The 17,160-nt window shown below is 55.0% G+C and carries 17 protein-coding genes and 1 riboswitch (1 of these 18 only partly in view); of the genes, 9 read left to right on the forward strand and 8 right to left on the reverse strand.

Annotated features, from left to right (window positions below):
* Positions 1 to 220: 220 nt before the first annotated feature.
* The 4 genes from IT893_RS00720 to IT893_RS00735 all read left to right on the forward strand — a co-directional run bounded on the left by IT893_RS00720 (position 221) and on the right by IT893_RS00735 (position 3,435).
* On the forward strand, positions 221 to 1,780 hold the full coding sequence (locus tag IT893_RS00720) for a TrkH family potassium uptake protein (RefSeq protein ID WP_252724029.1): 1,560 nt from the start codon (positions 221 to 223) through the stop codon (positions 1,778 to 1,780).
* A 155-nt stretch (positions 1,781 to 1,935) separates the two neighbouring features.
* A complete protein-coding gene (locus IT893_RS00725; protein ID WP_197146516.1) occupies positions 1,936 to 2,532 on the forward strand; it encodes a TetR/AcrR family transcriptional regulator in 597 nt (198 codons plus the stop codon).
* Positions 2,533 to 2,535: 3 nt separating this feature from the next.
* Positions 2,536 to 2,823, forward strand: a complete 288-nt coding sequence (locus tag IT893_RS00730) for a YciI family protein (RefSeq protein WP_197146517.1) — start codon at positions 2,536 to 2,538, stop codon at positions 2,821 to 2,823.
* Between the two features lie 3 nt (positions 2,824 to 2,826).
* Positions 2,827 to 3,435 carry a DNA-3-methyladenine glycosylase I gene (locus IT893_RS00735; protein ID WP_197146518.1) on the forward strand — a complete coding sequence of 203 codons (609 nt, stop codon included), beginning with the start codon at positions 2,827 to 2,829 and terminating at the stop codon, positions 3,433 to 3,435.
* A gap of 370 nt (positions 3,436 to 3,805) precedes the next feature.
* Here IT893_RS00735 and IT893_RS00740 read toward each other — a convergent pair whose 3' ends face one another.
* The 3 genes from IT893_RS00740 to IT893_RS00750 all read right to left on the reverse strand — a co-directional run bounded on the left by IT893_RS00740 (position 3,806) and on the right by IT893_RS00750 (position 7,582).
* Complete coding sequence (locus IT893_RS00740; protein ID WP_197146519.1) at positions 3,806 to 5,287, reverse strand: PAS domain-containing sensor histidine kinase; 1,482 nt, start codon at positions 5,285 to 5,287, stop codon at positions 3,806 to 3,808.
* A gap of 80 nt (positions 5,288 to 5,367) precedes the next feature.
* Positions 5,368 to 6,795 (reverse strand): NAD(P)/FAD-dependent oxidoreductase, encoded by a 1,428-nt coding sequence (locus tag IT893_RS00745; RefSeq protein WP_197146520.1) that lies wholly within the window; start codon positions 6,793 to 6,795, stop codon positions 5,368 to 5,370.
* Positions 6,788 to 7,582: a TVP38/TMEM64 family protein gene (locus tag IT893_RS00750; RefSeq protein WP_197146521.1), complete on the reverse strand. Its 795-nt coding sequence runs from the start codon at positions 7,580 to 7,582 to the stop codon at positions 6,788 to 6,790. Before IT893_RS00750 ends, IT893_RS00745 begins: the two co-directional genes overlap by 8 nt.
* Positions 7,583 to 7,808: 226 nt before the next feature.
* Positions 7,809 to 7,883, forward strand: a riboswitch (SAM riboswitch).
* 82 nt (positions 7,884 to 7,965) lie between these two features.
* Here IT893_RS00750 and metZ point away from each other — a divergent pair.
* The 3 genes from metZ (at position 7,966) to folE (ending at position 10,440) form a co-directional block, all read left to right on the forward strand.
* The gene (metZ, locus tag IT893_RS00755) at positions 7,966 to 9,168 is read left to right on the forward strand and encodes an O-succinylhomoserine sulfhydrylase (protein ID WP_197146522.1); all 1,203 of its coding nucleotides are present in this window, start codon (positions 7,966 to 7,968) and stop codon (positions 9,166 to 9,168) included.
* A gap of 200 nt (positions 9,169 to 9,368) precedes the next feature.
* Positions 9,369 to 9,761: a Co2+/Mg2+ efflux protein ApaG gene (apaG, locus tag IT893_RS00760; RefSeq protein WP_008889128.1), complete on the forward strand. Its 393-nt coding sequence runs from the start codon at positions 9,369 to 9,371 to the stop codon at positions 9,759 to 9,761.
* Between the two features lie 88 nt (positions 9,762 to 9,849).
* Complete coding sequence (gene folE / locus IT893_RS00765; protein ID WP_008889129.1) at positions 9,850 to 10,440, forward strand: GTP cyclohydrolase I FolE; 591 nt, start codon at positions 9,850 to 9,852, stop codon at positions 10,438 to 10,440.
* Positions 10,441 to 10,525: 85 nt separating this feature from the next.
* Here folE and IT893_RS00770 read toward each other — a convergent pair whose 3' ends face one another.
* From IT893_RS00770 to IT893_RS00780, 3 genes are read right to left on the reverse strand one after another with little or no spacing between them, the layout of a single operon-like run.
* Positions 10,526 to 10,975 carry a cytochrome c gene (locus IT893_RS00770; RefSeq protein WP_157193799.1) on the reverse strand — a complete coding sequence of 150 codons (450 nt, stop codon included), beginning with the start codon at positions 10,973 to 10,975 and terminating at the stop codon, positions 10,526 to 10,528.
* 60 nt (positions 10,976 to 11,035) lie between these two features.
* Positions 11,036 to 11,908 (reverse strand): fructosamine kinase family protein, encoded by an 873-nt coding sequence (locus IT893_RS00775; protein WP_197146523.1) that lies wholly within the window; start codon positions 11,906 to 11,908, stop codon positions 11,036 to 11,038.
* A gap of 23 nt (positions 11,909 to 11,931) precedes the next feature.
* Positions 11,932 to 12,408 carry a low molecular weight protein-tyrosine-phosphatase gene (locus IT893_RS00780; protein ID WP_197146524.1) on the reverse strand — a complete coding sequence of 159 codons (477 nt, stop codon included), beginning with the start codon at positions 12,406 to 12,408 and terminating at the stop codon, positions 11,932 to 11,934.
* 225 nt (positions 12,409 to 12,633) lie between these two features.
* On the opposite strand from IT893_RS00780, the gene IT893_RS00785 reads away from it, so the two are divergent.
* Together IT893_RS00785 and IT893_RS00790 are read left to right on the forward strand one after the other, a co-directional pair.
* Complete coding sequence (locus tag IT893_RS00785) at positions 12,634 to 13,593, forward strand: helix-turn-helix transcriptional regulator (RefSeq protein WP_197146525.1); 960 nt, start codon at positions 12,634 to 12,636, stop codon at positions 13,591 to 13,593.
* 147 nt (positions 13,594 to 13,740) lie between these two features.
* Positions 13,741 to 15,006, forward strand: coding sequence for a hypothetical protein (locus IT893_RS00790; RefSeq protein ID WP_197146526.1), 1,266 nt, complete (start codon positions 13,741 to 13,743; stop codon positions 15,004 to 15,006).
* A 79-nt stretch (positions 15,007 to 15,085) separates the two neighbouring features.
* Here the strand turns inward: IT893_RS00790 and IT893_RS00795 are convergent, their stop codons facing one another.
* Together IT893_RS00795 and IT893_RS00800 are read right to left on the reverse strand one after the other, a co-directional pair.
* Positions 15,086 to 16,525 carry an MATE family efflux transporter gene (locus IT893_RS00795; RefSeq protein WP_197146527.1) on the reverse strand — a complete coding sequence of 480 codons (1,440 nt, stop codon included), beginning with the start codon at positions 16,523 to 16,525 and terminating at the stop codon, positions 15,086 to 15,088.
* Between the two features lie 98 nt (positions 16,526 to 16,623).
* Positions 16,624 to 17,160: the 3' portion of a glycerophosphodiester phosphodiesterase family protein gene (locus IT893_RS00800; RefSeq protein ID WP_197146528.1), read on the reverse strand. The gene runs 216 nt beyond the window's last position; the window shows 537 of its 753 coding nt (coding positions 217-753); its start codon lies off the right edge, out of view; it ends in the stop codon at positions 16,624 to 16,626.

Raw genomic sequence — 17,160 nt, forward strand, 5'->3', positions numbered from 1 at the left:
AAGAATTATAGACATAGTTAAGTGGTGATAGTCGCGCAGTGTGGAGATACTGAAAGTCGGATCAAAGGTGACGGTGGTTCATTAATCAGGGTGCGGGCGCGAACAAATCGTGTTGATGATCGCGAAAATCCGACCGCAAGGCAGCGTGCAACAGCTTAAAAGGACTGGACATTGTGGCCCCATATGCCAAGAATTTCGCTGCTTGTGATGAAGGGGGTACATGCAGACCGAATTTTCGGGTATGCAGTGGCTTCCGAAAACAGAACATCAGACGCACCATATGCCGTTTGTCCGGGGGGATTTCGCGGTGTATGTGCCAAGAGGCGCTTCATTGATCGATTTCCGTCCCATTCTTTTCATCGTCGGCATTTTGCTCTGTACGTTGTCGATTGGCATGTTCATTCCGGCTTTGGTCGACCTTTATTACGGGCAGCGTGACTGGATCGTGTTCTCGGCGGCGTCTTTTGTGTCGCTGTTTATCGGCGGGGCATTGATCATGATGAACCGCATGGACAATCTTAAGATCAATTCACGCCAGGCCTTTATCCTGACCACGCTGAGCTGGCTGGTTTTGACGGCGGCATCGGCGCTGCCCTTTGCCTTTTCCGATCTTGATATGTCCTATACCGACGCGTTTTTCGAAGCGATGTCAGGTATCTCCACCACCGGATCGACCGTGATTGTCGGCCTTGATACCGCGCCGCAGGGGATCTTGCTGTGGCGAGCACTGTTGCAGTGGCTTGGCGGGATCGGGATTATTGTCATGGCGATTGCCGTTATGCCGATGCTGCGCGTTGGCGGGATGCAGTTGTTCCGCATGGAAAACTCCGACAAATCGGACAAGGCGTTCCCGCGCGCAACCCAGATCGCGATGGGTATCGCGATGCTGTATCTGAGCTTCACGGGCCTTTGGGCGATTATGTTGTGGTCGGCGGGCATGACGCCATTTGATGCGATTGCGCATGCCATGACGACGATTGCCACCGGCGGCTTTTCGACCAAGGATGCGTCAATCGGGCATTATGACAGTGCAGCGATTGACGTGATCATCACGCTTGGCATGGCGACGGGGGCGTTGCCGTTTATTTTGTATCTGCAGATGTTGCGCGGGCAGGGTCGGGCCTTGTTCCGCGACAGTCAGGTGCGCTGGTTTATCACAATCGCGGTTTCCATCGTTGTCGGCCTCGCGCTTTGGCATTCGGAAACCAACAATGTCGATTTCCTGTATGCGTTGCGCTTTACGTCCTTCAACATTGTGTCGGTGATGACCGGTACGGGATATGCCACCACCGATTACGGGCTTTGGGGACCGTTTGCGGTGACGGTGTTCTTCTTTGTCATGTTTATTGGCGGCTGTGCGGGTTCGACAACCTGCGGGGTGAAGATCTTCCGCCTTCAGGTTCTGTATGAAATCGCCAAGATCCAGCTTTCGCACATGCTGCGTCCGCATGGCGTTTTCATTGCCTATTATAACCGCAAACCGCTTTCGGAAGATGTTACGGAATCGGTGCTGAGCTTCTTCTTCCTGTTTGTGTTCTGCTTTGTGGTTCTGGCCGCAGCACTTGGTGCAATGGGACTTGATTTCATCACCGCGGTATCGAGTGCCGGCACGGCGATTGCCAATGTCGGACCGGGACTGGGCCCGATTGTTGGCCCGTCAGGCAACTTTGCGACCCTGCCGGACGGGGCGAAGTGGCTGATGTCGATTGGCATGCTGATCGGCCGTCTTGAAGTGTTCACTGTATTGGTTCTGCTGTTCCCGGCCTTCTGGCGCGACTGATAGAAACCCAGAATATTTATCACCGAATTTTCCGGCACCCGCAGGCGATGCTTGCGGGTGCTTTTTTGTCTTGTTGACAGAATAGGACAATTGACCTAATTTCGGATCTGGGACAGTTGTCCTAATCCTAGGTCAATCGGGCGGCATATCGGAAAATGGCAACAGAAACACGAGAACGGATTGTCGAGGCAGCGGACCTGCTGTTTTACCAGCACGGCTTCGAGGCAACATCGTTTGCCGATATTGCAACCACCGTCGGCATATCGCGCGGCAACTTTTATCATCACTTCAAGACCAAGGATGACATCCTTGATGGGGTGATCAATCGTCGCCTTGCCAATACCGAGCAGATGCTTGATCGCTGGGAAATTGCCGGATCAGACCCGGCGGAGCGTATTCGAAGCTTCATTCATATTCTGATCGTCAATGGCGAGAAAATCCGAAAATACGGCTGCCCGGTGGGTACGTTGTCGTCAGAACTGGCGAAACTGAATCACGCGGCCAAAAGCGATGCCGCGGCGCTGTTTACCCTGTTTCGCAGTTGGTTGTGCCGGCAGTTCGAACGGTTGGGTTTTGGCGACAAATCCGATGAATTGGCCATGCATATCCTTGGCCGAAGTCAGGGTGTGGCGACCCTTGCCAATGCGTTTGATGATGACCGGTTCCTGCATCACGAGGTCGAGCTGATGTGCACCTGGTTGGACGATCAGATTGCCGATCTTGCCAACAAAAACAATCCAGACAGGGAGTAGACGATGTTTGCGATCTTTTTGAAATTCGCCGAAAACCGCCCAAAGGCCCCGGAATTCATGGACGCGCACAAAGCGTGGATCAAACAGGGTTTTGATGATGGCGTGTTTCTGATGGTCGGCAGCCTGCAACCCAATATGGGCGGTGCGGTTCTGGCCCATGGTGTGTCACGCGACGAGATTGAAACCCGCGTGAATGAAGATCCGTTCGTTGTCGAGGGGATCGTTAGCGCCGAGATTCTGGAAATCTCGCCTGCGCGTGCCGATCAACGTTTTGATTTCCTGATGGCCTGAGCGATGAGCAAAACAACAATCGGAACGGATGGAAAATGCCGGTGCGCCTGGTGTGATGCGGCGCCGGAATTTAACGCCTATCACGACACGGAATGGGGTTTTCCGGTGACCGATGACATCCGGCTGTTTGAGAAAATCTGTCTTGAGGGATTCCAGTCGGGATTAAGCTGGCGCACGATCCTGACCAAGCGCGAGAATTTCCGCAAAGCCTTTGCCGGTTTCGATTTTCATGTGGTCGCGCAGTTTGATGATGCGGATGTTGAACGTTTGCTTGGCGATGCCGGGATCATCCGCCATCGCGGCAAGATCGAAGCATCGATCAACAATGCCAAACGGGCCTGCGAGATGGTGGCCGAGGAAGGATCACTTGCCGCCTATTTCTGGCGGTTTGAACCGAAACCGGATGAGGTTGACCCGCCGCAGTCGATGTCAACGTCGCCGACGTCCGTTGCCCTTTCCAAGGATCTCAAGAAACGCGGTTGGAAGTTCGTAGGGCCGACCACCGTGTTTGCGTTCATGCAGGCGATGGGCCTGATCAATGATCACGCGCAAGGATGCTTTTTGCGCCAAGAGATGGACGACATGCGTGCGTCATTGATCCGCCCAAGCTGATGTGATGTCAAAAAAACACCCCTTGTCCAGATACGGACAAGGGGTTTTGAGGGCGGGGACCATTTCAGATCCCCTGATGATAATCCGGCAAGGATTATGGGGTCTTCAACATGCGGTCTCACTTGAGGTGCCAACGTCAAGGGAGGGTGCAACAGGGGTAGGAAGGCTTCAAAATAATACGGTTCACACTCAAGCGAGTTTGGCGATACCGAACTTTGGGTCAGGAGCGGATCGGGGATCGGGATCAAGCCCGGCATCGCCATAACCAAAGGTCGCAAATGCTGATCAAAAGATAAAATCGAATATAAAATTAAAATAGATAGGAAAAATCTATCGATCAGATGCGCTGCAGCACAGGAATGCAGCGAAATCAGTTACCAAGTGGCAATTTGACTGTGAAAACAGCACCATCCGGCCCTGTTGCAGTGAGGCGAAGTTCACCATTATGGGTGCTGATCAGTTCGCGTGCGATGGCAAGACCAAGCCCGGTCCCACCTTGCCGCCCGCTGCCAGCAAACGGGACGAACAGGTTTTTGATCGCCTTTTCGGGCAAACCCGGCCCGTTGTCGGCAATGAAAACTTCAATGGAGCGGCGGGCCTTGACCGATTCGTCACCCTTTTCAGGTTCGGTTTGAATTTTATGACTGATGGTGACGGTAGTCGCCCCGGCCTCCAGCGGGTTGCGCATCAGGTTGCTGAAGGCGCGAAACAGCATGTCATAGTCGGCTTCAAGCATGACATCATCAGGCAGGTCGATCTCAATGCGCGCCGGGCAGGGTTCACTGGCCGCAGGTGCATCGCCCATGCCGCCATCAAGCAGTGGCTCGCATTTTTGCAGCAAGATCTGATCGCGGATTTCCTCGATCAGCTCAATGAGTGTGAAGGTTGCAAGATCGCGCGGCGGTGGCGTTTCGCGGGCAAAGGACAGGGTTTGTTCGCTGATGTAAACCGCGCGTTCCATCGATGATAACAGTCGCGGCACCACAGCGCGGACTTCGTCATCTTCGCTTTTCGCAAGCTGTTCGGTCATCAGCATCGATGTTGCCAGCGCATTGCGCAGGTCATGGCTGATTTTGGTGGCGGCCGTACCCAGGGCAGCAAGACGGCGACGCTGATTGAGCATTGCCTGAATGTCTTGCTGCATCATGGCGAGTTCCTGGCGGGCAACACCGATTTCATCATCCCGTTCGCCCGGATTGATCAGCGATGCCTTGTCCTGCGGATCTTCGCGAAAACGGATCATGTCGCTGGTCAGGGTCCGCATCGGGCGCACCAGCAACCGGTTGAGCGCGAAATAGACAAGCCCGGCTGTAAAGAACGAAATCATCAGCGACAGGCCAAACACCCGCCAACCGAAATTACGCATCGCCTCGGTCAGGCGGTCTTCATGCACAAGCACCTCGATCTCGAAATCCGGCGCCATGGAGGGCATGCCGACCACGCGCAATACCCGGTTTTCGGTCTGACTGAGTGTTGTCAATCCCTCCATCAAAGCCATCGGGATCGAGAAATCGCTCAGATTGACGTCCTTATCGACCTTGGCGGGCATATCATCGCGTTGCAGCAGCAATTTGCGATCTTCACGGCGCAGGATGACCGCCTCGATCCCGGCATTGGACAGAAGTTCGCGTTCAAGATCATCAGGGATCATTTGATCGGGGGTGGCCTCAAGGGCAAGGGCCGCAAGGTAGCCTGAATCAAGGTGCGCCTTTAACCAGTCAATCCGAAAGCGGGCGACAGAAGGGGCAAAGACAAACACCTCGGCAAGCATCACAAAGCTTACCGTCAGCACCAGAAGGCGCGCGGAAAGCGATTTGGCCCATGGGGGCAATTTCAGATGCCGGTTATTCATTAACTGATGTTAGGCCGATAAACCGAAAAAAGTACAGCAATACAGATGCTTGTTTTCCTGCGTGATGGCAAGCGAGCCGCTTATGCGAATCTGAGCAGGAAACGAACAAGCCTGCGGGTTTTTTCGCCAAACAGGCTGGGGGTATACCAGGCCCCGGCAACGCGTTTGGAAAGTTCGCCCAAGGTCGGGTACGGCGCGATCATGCCCGCAATCGCGCCGATCTTCATCTTCTTGCTGATGGCAAGTGACCAGACACCGATCAGTTCACCGGCCTGCCGTCCGACGATGGCAGCCCCCAGAATCCGGCCATTTGGTTTGGTGATGACCTTGATGAAGCCTTCGGTCTCGGCCTCTGCCCGGGCGCGGTCATTTTCGGCGTAATCCCAGGTCACAACGCGGATGTCATCGCCATATTGTTCGCGGGCGGCCTTTTCGGTCAGACCGACCTGTGCCAGTTCCGGGTTGGTATAGGTCACCCATGGTACGGCGCTGTGATCGACCTTGGCCGGAAGACGGAACAGCGCATTGCGAATGACGATACCTGCGTCATATCCCGCCATATGGGTAAATTGCAGGCCGCCGGTGATATCGCCAATGGCAAAGACCTTTTTGTTGGATGTCCGCAATCGCGCATCGACGGAAATACCGCGGTCGGTATAGTCAATACCGGCATCCTTCAGGCCGAGATTCTCGACATTGGGTTTGCGTCCGGTTGCCAGCAACAGGTGGCTTCCTTCCAAGGTAATCTCGATACCCTGATGTTCGATCACGACCCGGATCTGGTCATTCACATCAAGGATTTCCTTGGTCTTGGCACCTTCATAAAGGCTGATGCCATCGGCCTTGATGCGGTCGCGGACAACAGCCACCAGATCCGGATCGTCCTTGGGCAGGATGGTCCCCATTTCAATCACGGTGACCTTTGCACCCAGCTGATGATGGGCCTGCGCCATTTCGAGCCCGATGGGGCCGCCACCGATTATGATCAGATGTTCGGGACGGACCCGGTTTTCAAAAATGGTTTCATTGGTGAAATAGCAAACGGTTTCAAGGCCCGGGATCGGCGGTACGGCCGCACGCGATCCGGTGGCGATGACAAAGCGTTTGGCCTTGACTGTGGTGTCACCGGCAATGACTTCATCCGGACCGGTAAAACGGGCTTCGGCCTGAACGACGGTGCAGCCGAGTTCTTCGAACCGTTCGACCGAATCATGGGGGGCGATGCCTGCGATCACGGAATGAACGTGGTCGATTGACCGGCCAAAGTCGATCTCCACGGGGCCGGTCGATACGCCAAACCGTGAAGCCCTGCGTGCATTTTCCGCAGCATGGCCAGCCGCCAGCAGCGCCTTTGACGGAACACAGCCGGTATTGAGGCAATCACCGCCCATTTTGCCCTTTTCGATCAGGACAACCTTTGCGCCCATCTGCACCGCACCGGCGGCAACGGAAAGGCCGCCTGATCCAGCCCCGATGACACAAATGTCGGTCGTGATGATCTTATTCATCGGCGTTCGCCCCGATTTTACGTTTGCGCAATTTCTTGTAGGCCACCGGCAAAAGGGCCAGCAAGGCGAGCCCGATGATCGGGGTCAGAATACGGGGTTCGAAAATGATCCCAAGATCGGGTGTCTTGCCCTGATCAAATAAGGCCCCCAGACCATCGCCGATCGAGGCATATACAAAAGTGCCCGGAATGATGCCGATCATGGTGCCAAAGACAAAGGATCGCAGTTTGACGCCAAGAAGGGCCGGCACAAGATTGACCAGCCAGAACGGGAAGATCGGAATCAGGCGCAAAACCATCAGGTAGCTGAACGCGTTTTCAGCAAAGCCTTCCTCCATCCTGCGGACGGCGTTTCCGGCCTTGGCACGCATCAGATCGTAAAACGCATAGCGGGCCGCAAGGTAAACGATCGTCGCGCCGATGGTGGCGGAGACCACAATATAACTGGTGGCAAGAAATGCCCCGAACAGAAAGCCACCTGTGATGGTCAGGATCGACCCGATTGGCAGGGAAAGTGCGACCGAAACGACATAAAGTCCCATAAAGACCAGAACGCTGGAAACCGGGTTATTGGCAACAAAACCCTGCAACAGGTCGCGGTTTTCACGCAGGGACTCAAATGACAGCAAATCGAGAACGCCGCTGGCCCATGCGATGACAAGCCCGACAATCAGAACAATCACCGGCAAAAGCTTGCGCCATAGGGGCTTTGACGTGCTTTTGATTTCGCTATGGGTATCTGGTTTCTGGTCGGACACGTGTGACGCCATTGAACTGGTTTTGGTCATTGATTTCAGGCTCTTGCAAGTCGTTCGCTCGGGTCGAAATGCAAATCCCTGAAGACAGGATCGCATTATTTGACCCAACATTAGAGAGAAATTTCAAAACTTGCTTATGAACTGCCTTCACCATTGCGTGAGGGCAAATTGTACAAAGCCTGGCCGGATGGCGCAGGAACATGCGCAATAAACCTGAGGGAGTGGCGCTTGACGTAGGGGAAAACTGGACGTATCGTCTGCGCATCGTGGGATTTGTCGACCGGCTTGCGGCCACGTAAAAAATCGCTAAAGAGGGGTGCTATGGCTTCGGCCCTGACCCATTCATGCCGGTCAGGGTTTTTTTGTGTCCGGATTACGGTATGCATACATTCCGGGCATGTAGGAGCAAGACGATGACGACCGACAAAAAGGCTTCCGATAACTGGCGCGCAGCGACCCGATCCGTGCGTGGCGGTACAGCGCGCAGCGGATTCTGCGAGACCTCCGAAGCCATCTTTATGAATTCCGGCTATGTGTATGAAACTGCCGCCGAGGCCGAGGCCTCCTTTGATGGCAGCGGTCCGGAACGTTTTGTGTATTCGCGTTTCGCAAACCCGACCGTTGGCATGTTCGAAGAACGCCTTGCCCTGATCGAGGGCGCGCAATATTGCCGCGCGACGGCATCGGGTATGTCGGCTGTCTGGAATGCATTGGCCGCCAGCACCAAGGCCGGTGGCCGTGTGGTTGGATCGCGTGCGCTGTTCGGGTCGTGCGAATTTATCCTGACCACGCTTTTGCCGCGGTTCGGGGTTGAGACCGAACTGGTGGACGGCACGGACAAGGATGCCTGGGAAAAGGCGCTTTCCAAACCGGCAGATGCGGTTTTTCTTGAAACGCCGTCGAACCCGACGCTTGAGGTGCTCGATATCCCGTTTATTGCCGAACTGGCCCATAAGGCCGGTGCCAAGGTTGTTGTTGATAACGTCTTTGCCACACCGATCCTGCAAAAGCCGATGGAGCTGGGTGCCGATATCGTCGTTTATTCCGCGACCAAGCATATTGATGGGCAGGGGCGCTGCCTTGGCGGGGCGATCCTGTTTAATGACAAGGAATGGCATGACGAACATCTGACCACCTTCCTGCGCCATACCGGGCCAAGCATGAGCCCGTTCAATGCCTGGGTTCTTCTTAAGGGGCTTGAGACACTTAGCCTTCGCGTCGATCAACATATTCGTAATGCGACAGCACTGGCGGAATTTCTGACGGAACAGCCACAGGTGTCACGCGTTCTGTATCCGGGACTGAAAAGTCACCCGCAGCATGAATTGGCAATGCGCCAGATGTCTGGCCGTGGTGGTGGATTGATCGCAATTGAGCTTTCCGGGGGCAAGGCAGCGGCGTTTTCGCTGCTTGATAACCTCAAGCTCATTGATATTTCCAACAACCTTGGTGATGCAAAAAGTCTGGCAACCCATCCTTGGACCACGACCCACCAGCGTGTACCAGCCGAGGACAAGGTCGCGATGGGCATTACCGAAGGCATGCTGCGTTTATCTGTCGGTCTGGAAGATATTGATGACCTTAAGGAAGACCTGTTGGCTGCCCTTGCCGTTTAAAAGGTTCGGACAACAGTAATCCCGACATCGATCCGGCCCGTACATTGTGCGGGCCTTTTCGTTTCCGATCCGGGGGATAATGCCAGTTTGTTTTGACTGCTGACTGGTACTTTCGGGAAGGATTGTCTACATAAAGGGTCCATCCATCGCATTCTTGGCTGATGCAAATTGACTGGAACACACTTGGCCCGGAGATATGCATGTATTCGACCGTAACCCACGACATCAAGGTATCGGTAAAACCGATGTTCCTTGAGGACGAATCAGACCCGGACACCCATCGTTACATTTGGGCTTATCGCATCGAGATCGAGAATCTCGGCTCGAAAACTGTTCAGTTGCTTAACCGTCACTGGCGGATTACGGATTCGCGCGGCGAAACCCAGGAAGTCAAAGGCCCGGGTGTTGTCGGCGAACAGCCTGTTTTGGCATGTGGCGAAAGTTTCAACTACACCAGTGGCGCGCCACTGACCACGCCAAGCGGCTTCATGGTGGGCACTTTCGAAATGACGGATATGGACGGCAATCATTTTGATATTGCGATTCCGGCCTTTTCGCTGGACAGTCCGCATGGGCAACACACTGTGAACTGATCGCGTCAAAAAACAGTATCAGGTAGCGCGGGCCCTGAGCCCCACCAAGGCAGGTTCAATCCTGTAATAAAATGACAAAGGATTTGGTATGTGCAGCGAACATAACCCGGTGAAGCGTCCGACACGCGAAGAAGCAGAAGAAGCAGTTCGGACACTTCTGCGTTGGGCCGGGGATGATCCCGACCGCGAAGGTTTGCGCGGAACCCCTGACCGTGTGGCACGGTCTTATGGTGAATTCTTTGCTGGCTATCAGCAGGACCCGGCCGAGATTCTGCGTCGGACATTCGAAGAAACTGACGGCTATGACGAAATGGTCGTTCTGCGCGACATTCGCGTCGAATCCTATTGCGAACATCACATGGTGCCGATTATTGGTGTGGCACATGTCGCCTATCTGCCGCGCCGCCGTGTTGTTGGCATTTCCAAACTGGCCCGCGTGGTCGAGGTCTATGCCAAACGCCTGCAGATTCAGGAAAAGATGACCGCACAGGTTGCCAACACCATTCAGGAAGAACTCGATCCGCTTGGCGTGGCGGTGGTGATTGATGCCAATCACCAGTGCATGAGCACCCGTGGCGTGCACAAGACCGGCGTATCAATGGTGACCAGCCGGATGCTTGGCGCATTCCGCGATGACCCGATCACACGCCGCGAATTCTTTGCCATGATCGGTCGCTAAGACGCAGTCAGTTGATCCAAAAAGAAAGGTCGCAGCACCAAAATGCTGCGACCTTTTTTGCGTCGGGACCGCAAATTTGTCCGATCTATTCCTTGAAATCGCTATGGCAGGATTTGCAGGTCTGCATCATTTCACCAAGTGACGCCTTGAAGTCGTCTTCTGATCCGCCGCTAACTGCGACCGATTTAAGATCGCTGGCCTTGGCGTGCAGTTCGTTTGCCAGATTTGTGAATTTTGACCAGTCTTCCCAGATGTCTGACAGTGCTTCAGACGGTTTGTCATTACTGCCTTCCGGGAAAAGGGCGGTAAAGGTCTCGCCTGAGTGACCTTCGATAATCGTCGCGGCTTTCGCGACCTGATCCGGGTCATAGGGCAATGCACCCTTCATCATCGGGACCATGATTTTGACCTGTTGGCCAATGGCCTTCATGCCTTCCATGCGCTCCTTGACAACACCGGTTGCCCCTTCGTGGGCGATGGCGGCAATGCTGACCGTCATGGTCAAGGCGATGGCGGCTCCTGCTAGTACTTTCAACTCTCTCTTCCCCATTCTAGGTGTGCCTAACTGATGGTATTTTGTGTTTGTTCACGTGCTTTAGTGCCCAAATCGGGCAAGGATATGGTCAACCGAACCGACATAATGGCCGCCAAACAGGCGAACATGGACCAGTAACGGATAAACATTATACAAATCACGGCGTTCTTCAAAGAACCCCGGCTCTATCGGCAGTATTTCATCATACCGCGCGAAAAATTCCGGCGTCAGATCACCAAACAACGTCCCAAAGGCCAGTTCGATTTCCCGATCGCCGTAATAGATCGCCGGATCAATCAAGCCCGCAAGTCCGTCAGACTGACATAGGATATTGCCGCCCCACAAGTCACCATGCAGCAGCACCGCTGTGCTCTGGTCCGGCAAAAGATCACCAAGACTGTCGATCAATCGATCAACGCGCGCGGCCATACTACCTGGCAGCCTGCCTTCACGATGTGCGTGTTGCGCCATATGGCGCAAACGGTGTTCGGCGAAGAACGTGATCCAGCTTTCCTCGGGTGTATTTGGTTGCGCCAGGCCGCCAATTAAAGTGTCAAAGCCAAGTCCGAACGTTTCGGACGTTACCTGATGCTGGCTTGCCAGCTGTTCGGCAAGGTCGCGCTGCACACGTCCAGTCATCCGGTTGTCATTGGCGATAAATGTCATCACCAGACAATTTGCGTCGGCATGGATGAGCTCGGGACAAGGGATCGGCGAGTGCGCCTTGAAATAACGCAACATTTCCGCCTCGATCAAAAGGCCCGCATTATTTTGCGCATCATTTGTCGTGCTGTGCTTGATCACCAGTTGCTGCCCGTCATCCAGATCGGCGCGCATCACATTGGCAACGCATCCACCCGAAAGTGGCGCGATGGATCGCACCGACGCCCCGGTGTGGCGTTTGATCAAATCTGCAAGCGCGCGTTTGTCCATAATCCTTTCCGGCGCCTAAGGGCCTAGATTTCGTGTTTTTTGCGGATGTGCGACAGCAGGTTGCTTGAGGCTTCCTCGATCATGTCAAACACATCGACAAACCCGTTGGCACCGCCGTAATAGGGATCAGGGACACTTTGTCCGGCCATCGAGGGATGATAATCGAGAAACAGCTCAATGCGGTGCTGATGGGTATTGGGTGCCTGGCGGCGCATATCGCGCAGATGCCCGTCATCCATGGCCAGAACATAGTCAAATTCATGGTAGTCGGTAGGCCTGATCTTGCGGGATCGAATATCGCTTAGATCAATGCCGCGACTTTTGGCCATTTCACGCGACCGCGGGTCCGGCAGTTCACCAACATGATAGGCCGACAGCCCACAGCTATCGACGCTGATATGGTCATCCAGTCCGGCTTCACGAACCATCTTGCGGAAAACGCCATCGGCTGTGGGCGAGCGACAGATATTGCCGGTGCAGACGAAAAGAACCTTGATCACGCTATCAATCCGTATTGTCAGGGAAGGGGCAGGAGATGGTTTAAAAGTGACATGCCCGTACCCGGTCGGCAATGGCTTGTCGTTGCGCCAAGTGACCTTCATCTCAGCGGGCTTCCTAAAAATCGCGATCAATGTAACAGCTTCGTGACATTTTGAATGTGACACTGACAGGTCGGTCATTAGTTTGTATGATCGCGCCAATTACCTTCAATTTGGCGCGTTTTGATGCAGGAATTTGTTTCTTTTGGTTTGCATGTTGCCTTGATCCGGCAATTGGCATGGTTGCCGCGGGGCTATGACCTTGTCCCGGGCGGGACGGTTGTCACTTCTGCCAAGCTGCGCAGCATCATGCTGGCACTGGAAGAGATAAATGGTCCGGCGGTGCTGGTGCGTCTTGGGCGGTATCTGGCTGCCAAGGAACAGGAACCGATCCTGACCATGTTGCGCCACTCGGCAACGCCGTCGGTGATTGCTGATCGTTGGCGCCGACTTGAGGGCTATTCCCACGCGCGTGCGCGCAGCGATTTTTCCGTCACAGGAAAATCCATGACCATCCATCGCGGGGTCGTGCGCGGTCAGCCACCGGCACGGGTGGAAAACCTGCTTTTGCTGGGATTTTTGATTGGCTTGCTTGAGGCGGCCGGGGCCGAGAATATTGACGCCACCATTTTGCCCAGCCACGGTCCGGCAGTGCGTGTAACGCGCAAGGGCCGCATTAGCGACAAACTGGCTTTTTCCGGTCGCGGCCTTCGTTTTCGGATCAATTGGGGCAGTTTCGAACAGGTTTCGTCCTCCTATCCGTTCATGGCCAATATGCCCGGCACCGCGCCCTCAATCGGGGCGCAGCGCCCGATCGTGCAACAGCTTTGTACGGTGTTGGAACATGACATCGGGCGCAGTTGGACGATTGATGAAGTTGCTGCTACGCTTGATACATCCGGGCGCACATTGCAGCGTCGCTTGCAACAGGCCAACAGCCGGTTTTCCGACCTTCTGCGTCTGGTGCGCGTGCGCGAAGCCTGCCGGCTTTTATATGGCACCACCCTCTCGGTTGGTGAAATCGGGTTCTGGTGCGGCTTTACAGATAACGCGCATTTCTCACGCGATTTCAGACGTTTGATGGCGATGCCGCCCTCGGTCTACCGTGAAGCCAGCATTGGCCATGCCGGTTTGACCCGGGCGTGATGCTTAACCAGTCTGGGGTGAGCGCGGCCATTTAAGGTGTGCGGGTTGATTGCCGGGTGATTGACCTGCCCGGTTTCCTTGGGTATCAGCAGCGCCATGAATGATTTCGTTTAAATCATCGTGCCCCTTCGCATCCATGAGGCCGCCATGACTGACCCCACCCGTCCTGCAAACGAATATTCCGGTTTTCTGCCGCCGCGTTTTGACAATCGACCGGATGCCGATGATGTCATGGTCAAGACTTGGACCGTTGGGGACGCACTGGCCGATCATAGCGTGCCGGAAATGCCGGCCGCCCTTTCGCTGTTTTTTGATCTGGTTGCCCCGTCAGCGGGCCGGTCAAATGCGACCGGGTTTGCCATGTTGTGGCTTGATCGTCATCCGCATGAAGAACCGGGCTGGCGTCTGTCCATCGGCCATGTCGGATCCGAGGATGATCTGGAATTGGTAGTGGCCAAACCGTTGGCACGCCTTGTTGATGCCCTGCCAATGGCCAATTTTGAATGCGAAAACTGGCACATGACCCGTCCGCTTTGGCGCAAGCGCGCCGAGCCGGTAAAGCTTGTTTTCTGGGGTGATTTTGCCAAGCATGCCCGCGCCATTCTTGGACACAGTGACGCGGCATCTTTCTATCAGCCGCTTGGTGCAGGACTTCGGTCTGACAGTGTCACAAGCATGCTGCCCTTGCTTGAAGACATGCTCGGTGATGCTTTCTTGCAAAACGGCATGGGGTTTGAAGATGCCCTGCGCCTTGGTATCGCATTGGGGCGTGCGCATCTGATCGAAAGCTGGATCGAAGCCGGCGGTGCGGAAAAGGAACCCTATTTCCGGCCGATGAAAATCTGGCATCAGGCATGGCTTGCCAATGCGCTGATTGATCCGGCGGTGGCAAGTCTTGCCATGTCGGGCAAACCGCCGATGCCTGCCCTTGATTTCGGGAATGACAGCACACCGGCATCGCGCCGTGCTGCCCTTGATGATGTGTCATCCTGGCTGACGACTGTGTTCTTTAGTGATGAATATCCCGCCCTTCGCAATGCCTTTGTGGCGGGCGTGCAAAATGCCGTCTGGCTTGATCATGACCTGCAACAATATGTCCAGCCTCAACAACGCTCCGAGATCTTGCAAGGTCTGATGCCTTATTGCCGCTGGTTCCTGGCGATGGCGCTTTATAATCATCTGGGCAATCTGGCGGCGGGAACAGCGCGCGAGGATCAGGTCGCATTTTACGCGATCATGGTTGATGCCTTGCCGGAACTGGCACCGCTTGGCGCGTTTGCCACCCAGCGCGATATCGAACAGCACATCATCCGGATTGATGCCGCGCGCGCCGCATCGGCGTTCGATACACTGGTCCTGCCGTTTTGTGATCTTTTGATGCCGAAGCGCCAATTTGATGCCGCGCGTTCCTGATCACGTGCATGGCATGGGTTAAAAAAAAAGCGCCGCCGGGCGAAACCGGCGGCGCTTTCTGTTTGTTGGTTGTCGATGCCTAGATCTGTTCGGGATGTTGCGGAATATCGCGCGATGACACGATCAGGAACCGGATCGCCAGACCGCTGACCGCGACAAGGCTTGCAATCGCAATCCCCCAGAACAGGCCGCGCACCCCCATCTCAAGAACGAATGACAGGTAATAGCCAACCGGGATCATGACAAAGATATAGGACACCAGATGCAAAATCGTTGGTGCCCATTTATCGCCAGCCCCACGAAGCGCACTGATTGCGGCATTCTGCCCGCCATCGGTCGGGAAAATGATCGGCATCAAAATCAATACAGAAACCGTGGTGGCAAGCACCGCGACATCCTGGGTAAACAGATGTGCAACCGCATCGGGGAACAGATAAAGCGGAATGCTAAGGGCCAGCATCACGCACATCGTGGTCAAAAGACCAATCCATCCGGCAAGCGCCATGTCTGGCCGGTCCCGCCTGCCATAGGCAATGCCAACCCGAACCGATGTTGCCGACGCCAGACCAAGCGCTACCATAAACATCAGGGCCAAAAGCGTCATGCTGATGCCGTAACTTGCCGCGGCAATCACGCCAAGACGCCCGGCGAAAAGCTGCATGGCGGCAAAGGCGCCGGTTTCCATCCCCTGACTGGCACCCGCGGCATAGCCCAGATGACGGGCATCGCGCGATCCGCGCCACCAACCGGCAAAGCCGTTGCGAATGCCATAAAGATGATGGCTTTTCATCAGCAGGATATAACCCAGCAGACCAAGCGCCATGAACCAGCGGATGACGCTTGATGTCCATGCCGCACCTTCTGCCCCCAGTTCAGGCAAGCCAAACGCCCCGTAAACCAGCCCGTAATCAAGAACGAGGTTGACCAGGTTGGCTGCGATCATCAACACCATGCCAGGAAGTGGGCGCTGCAATCCTTCAAGGAAAAAGGCACAGGTAATGTAAATAAGTGCGGCGGGCATTCCGATCGCCAGAATCATCGCCAGATCGCCGGCATGGTCGGTGATTTCGACCGGCTGACCGGTGATTTTAAACAGCCAGTCCGACTGCATGGTCAGAACGGTAAAGACAATGCCGATCAGGACAGCATAAGGCATGGCATTGCGCCACACAGCCCCGGCCGCCATCAGGTTGTCGCGACCCTTGGCATGCGATGTCATGACCATCACCCCGGTCAGAAGTCCGATGCCGGTTACCATCAAGGATGTAAAGGGTGCATGTGCAATATTAAGGTAGGCCAGTGCCGCACTGTCATAGTTGCCAACCACAATCGTATCGACAACTGCCATGATCAGCATGCCAAGACGGGCAATCGTCACCGGCAGTGCCAGTCTGAACAATTCGCTTAGGTGACGCTTTATCCGGTTATTGGGATAAAGCGGGGTAGGCGAAAGTGCTGGATCGAGTGCCGGATCAAGTGGCGGCGGAGCCGGAGCACCATCTTGTGGGGCAATGGACATTGGACTGTTTCCTGTTTTTATCTGGCGATCGGGCTCTGGGTCGTGGTGGCGATCAGAGCCATGATACCGTTTTGCCCTGGTTTGATTTGATCCAGGGTCTATCTGTGGGCGGCGAACGGTCGGCGGGGAATCGCCATCAGCAATTTGGCCGGATCATCGGTAATCACCGATGTTACCCCCCAGGAAAATAGCTCCTTGGCGCGTTCGACATCATTGATGGTATAGCAAACCAGCGGGACACCAGCATCGACAATCTCGGCGGCACTCACCGGTGTCAGTGCCTTGTGGTCAATATGAATGGCCGATGCGCCAAGGCGCGCATACTCGGCCTTCCAGTTTTTCGGCAGGGTTTCCAGCAACCAGCCGCACGGCAGGTCTGGCATATGCTTGCGCATATGGGCAACCGCGGTGTCATCAAAACTTGAAACCAGAATTGGCGGCACGGTCTTTGATGTGCGGAGTTCCTTGATCACTTCCTCGCACAGGCGGACTGGATCGCAACCAGATGGTTTGATTTCAAGGTTGGCCCCCATATCCATGAAATACAGGGTTTCCAGCGTATCTTTCAGGCTGGGGATTCGTTCGCCCTTATATATGTCTGAAAACCATCTCCCGGCATCAAGGTTGCGCAGGGT

Source organism: Thalassospira sp. A40-3, from assembly GCF_015871485.1.
GTDB lineage: Bacteria > Pseudomonadota > Alphaproteobacteria > Rhodospirillales > Thalassospiraceae > Thalassospira > Thalassospira tepidiphila.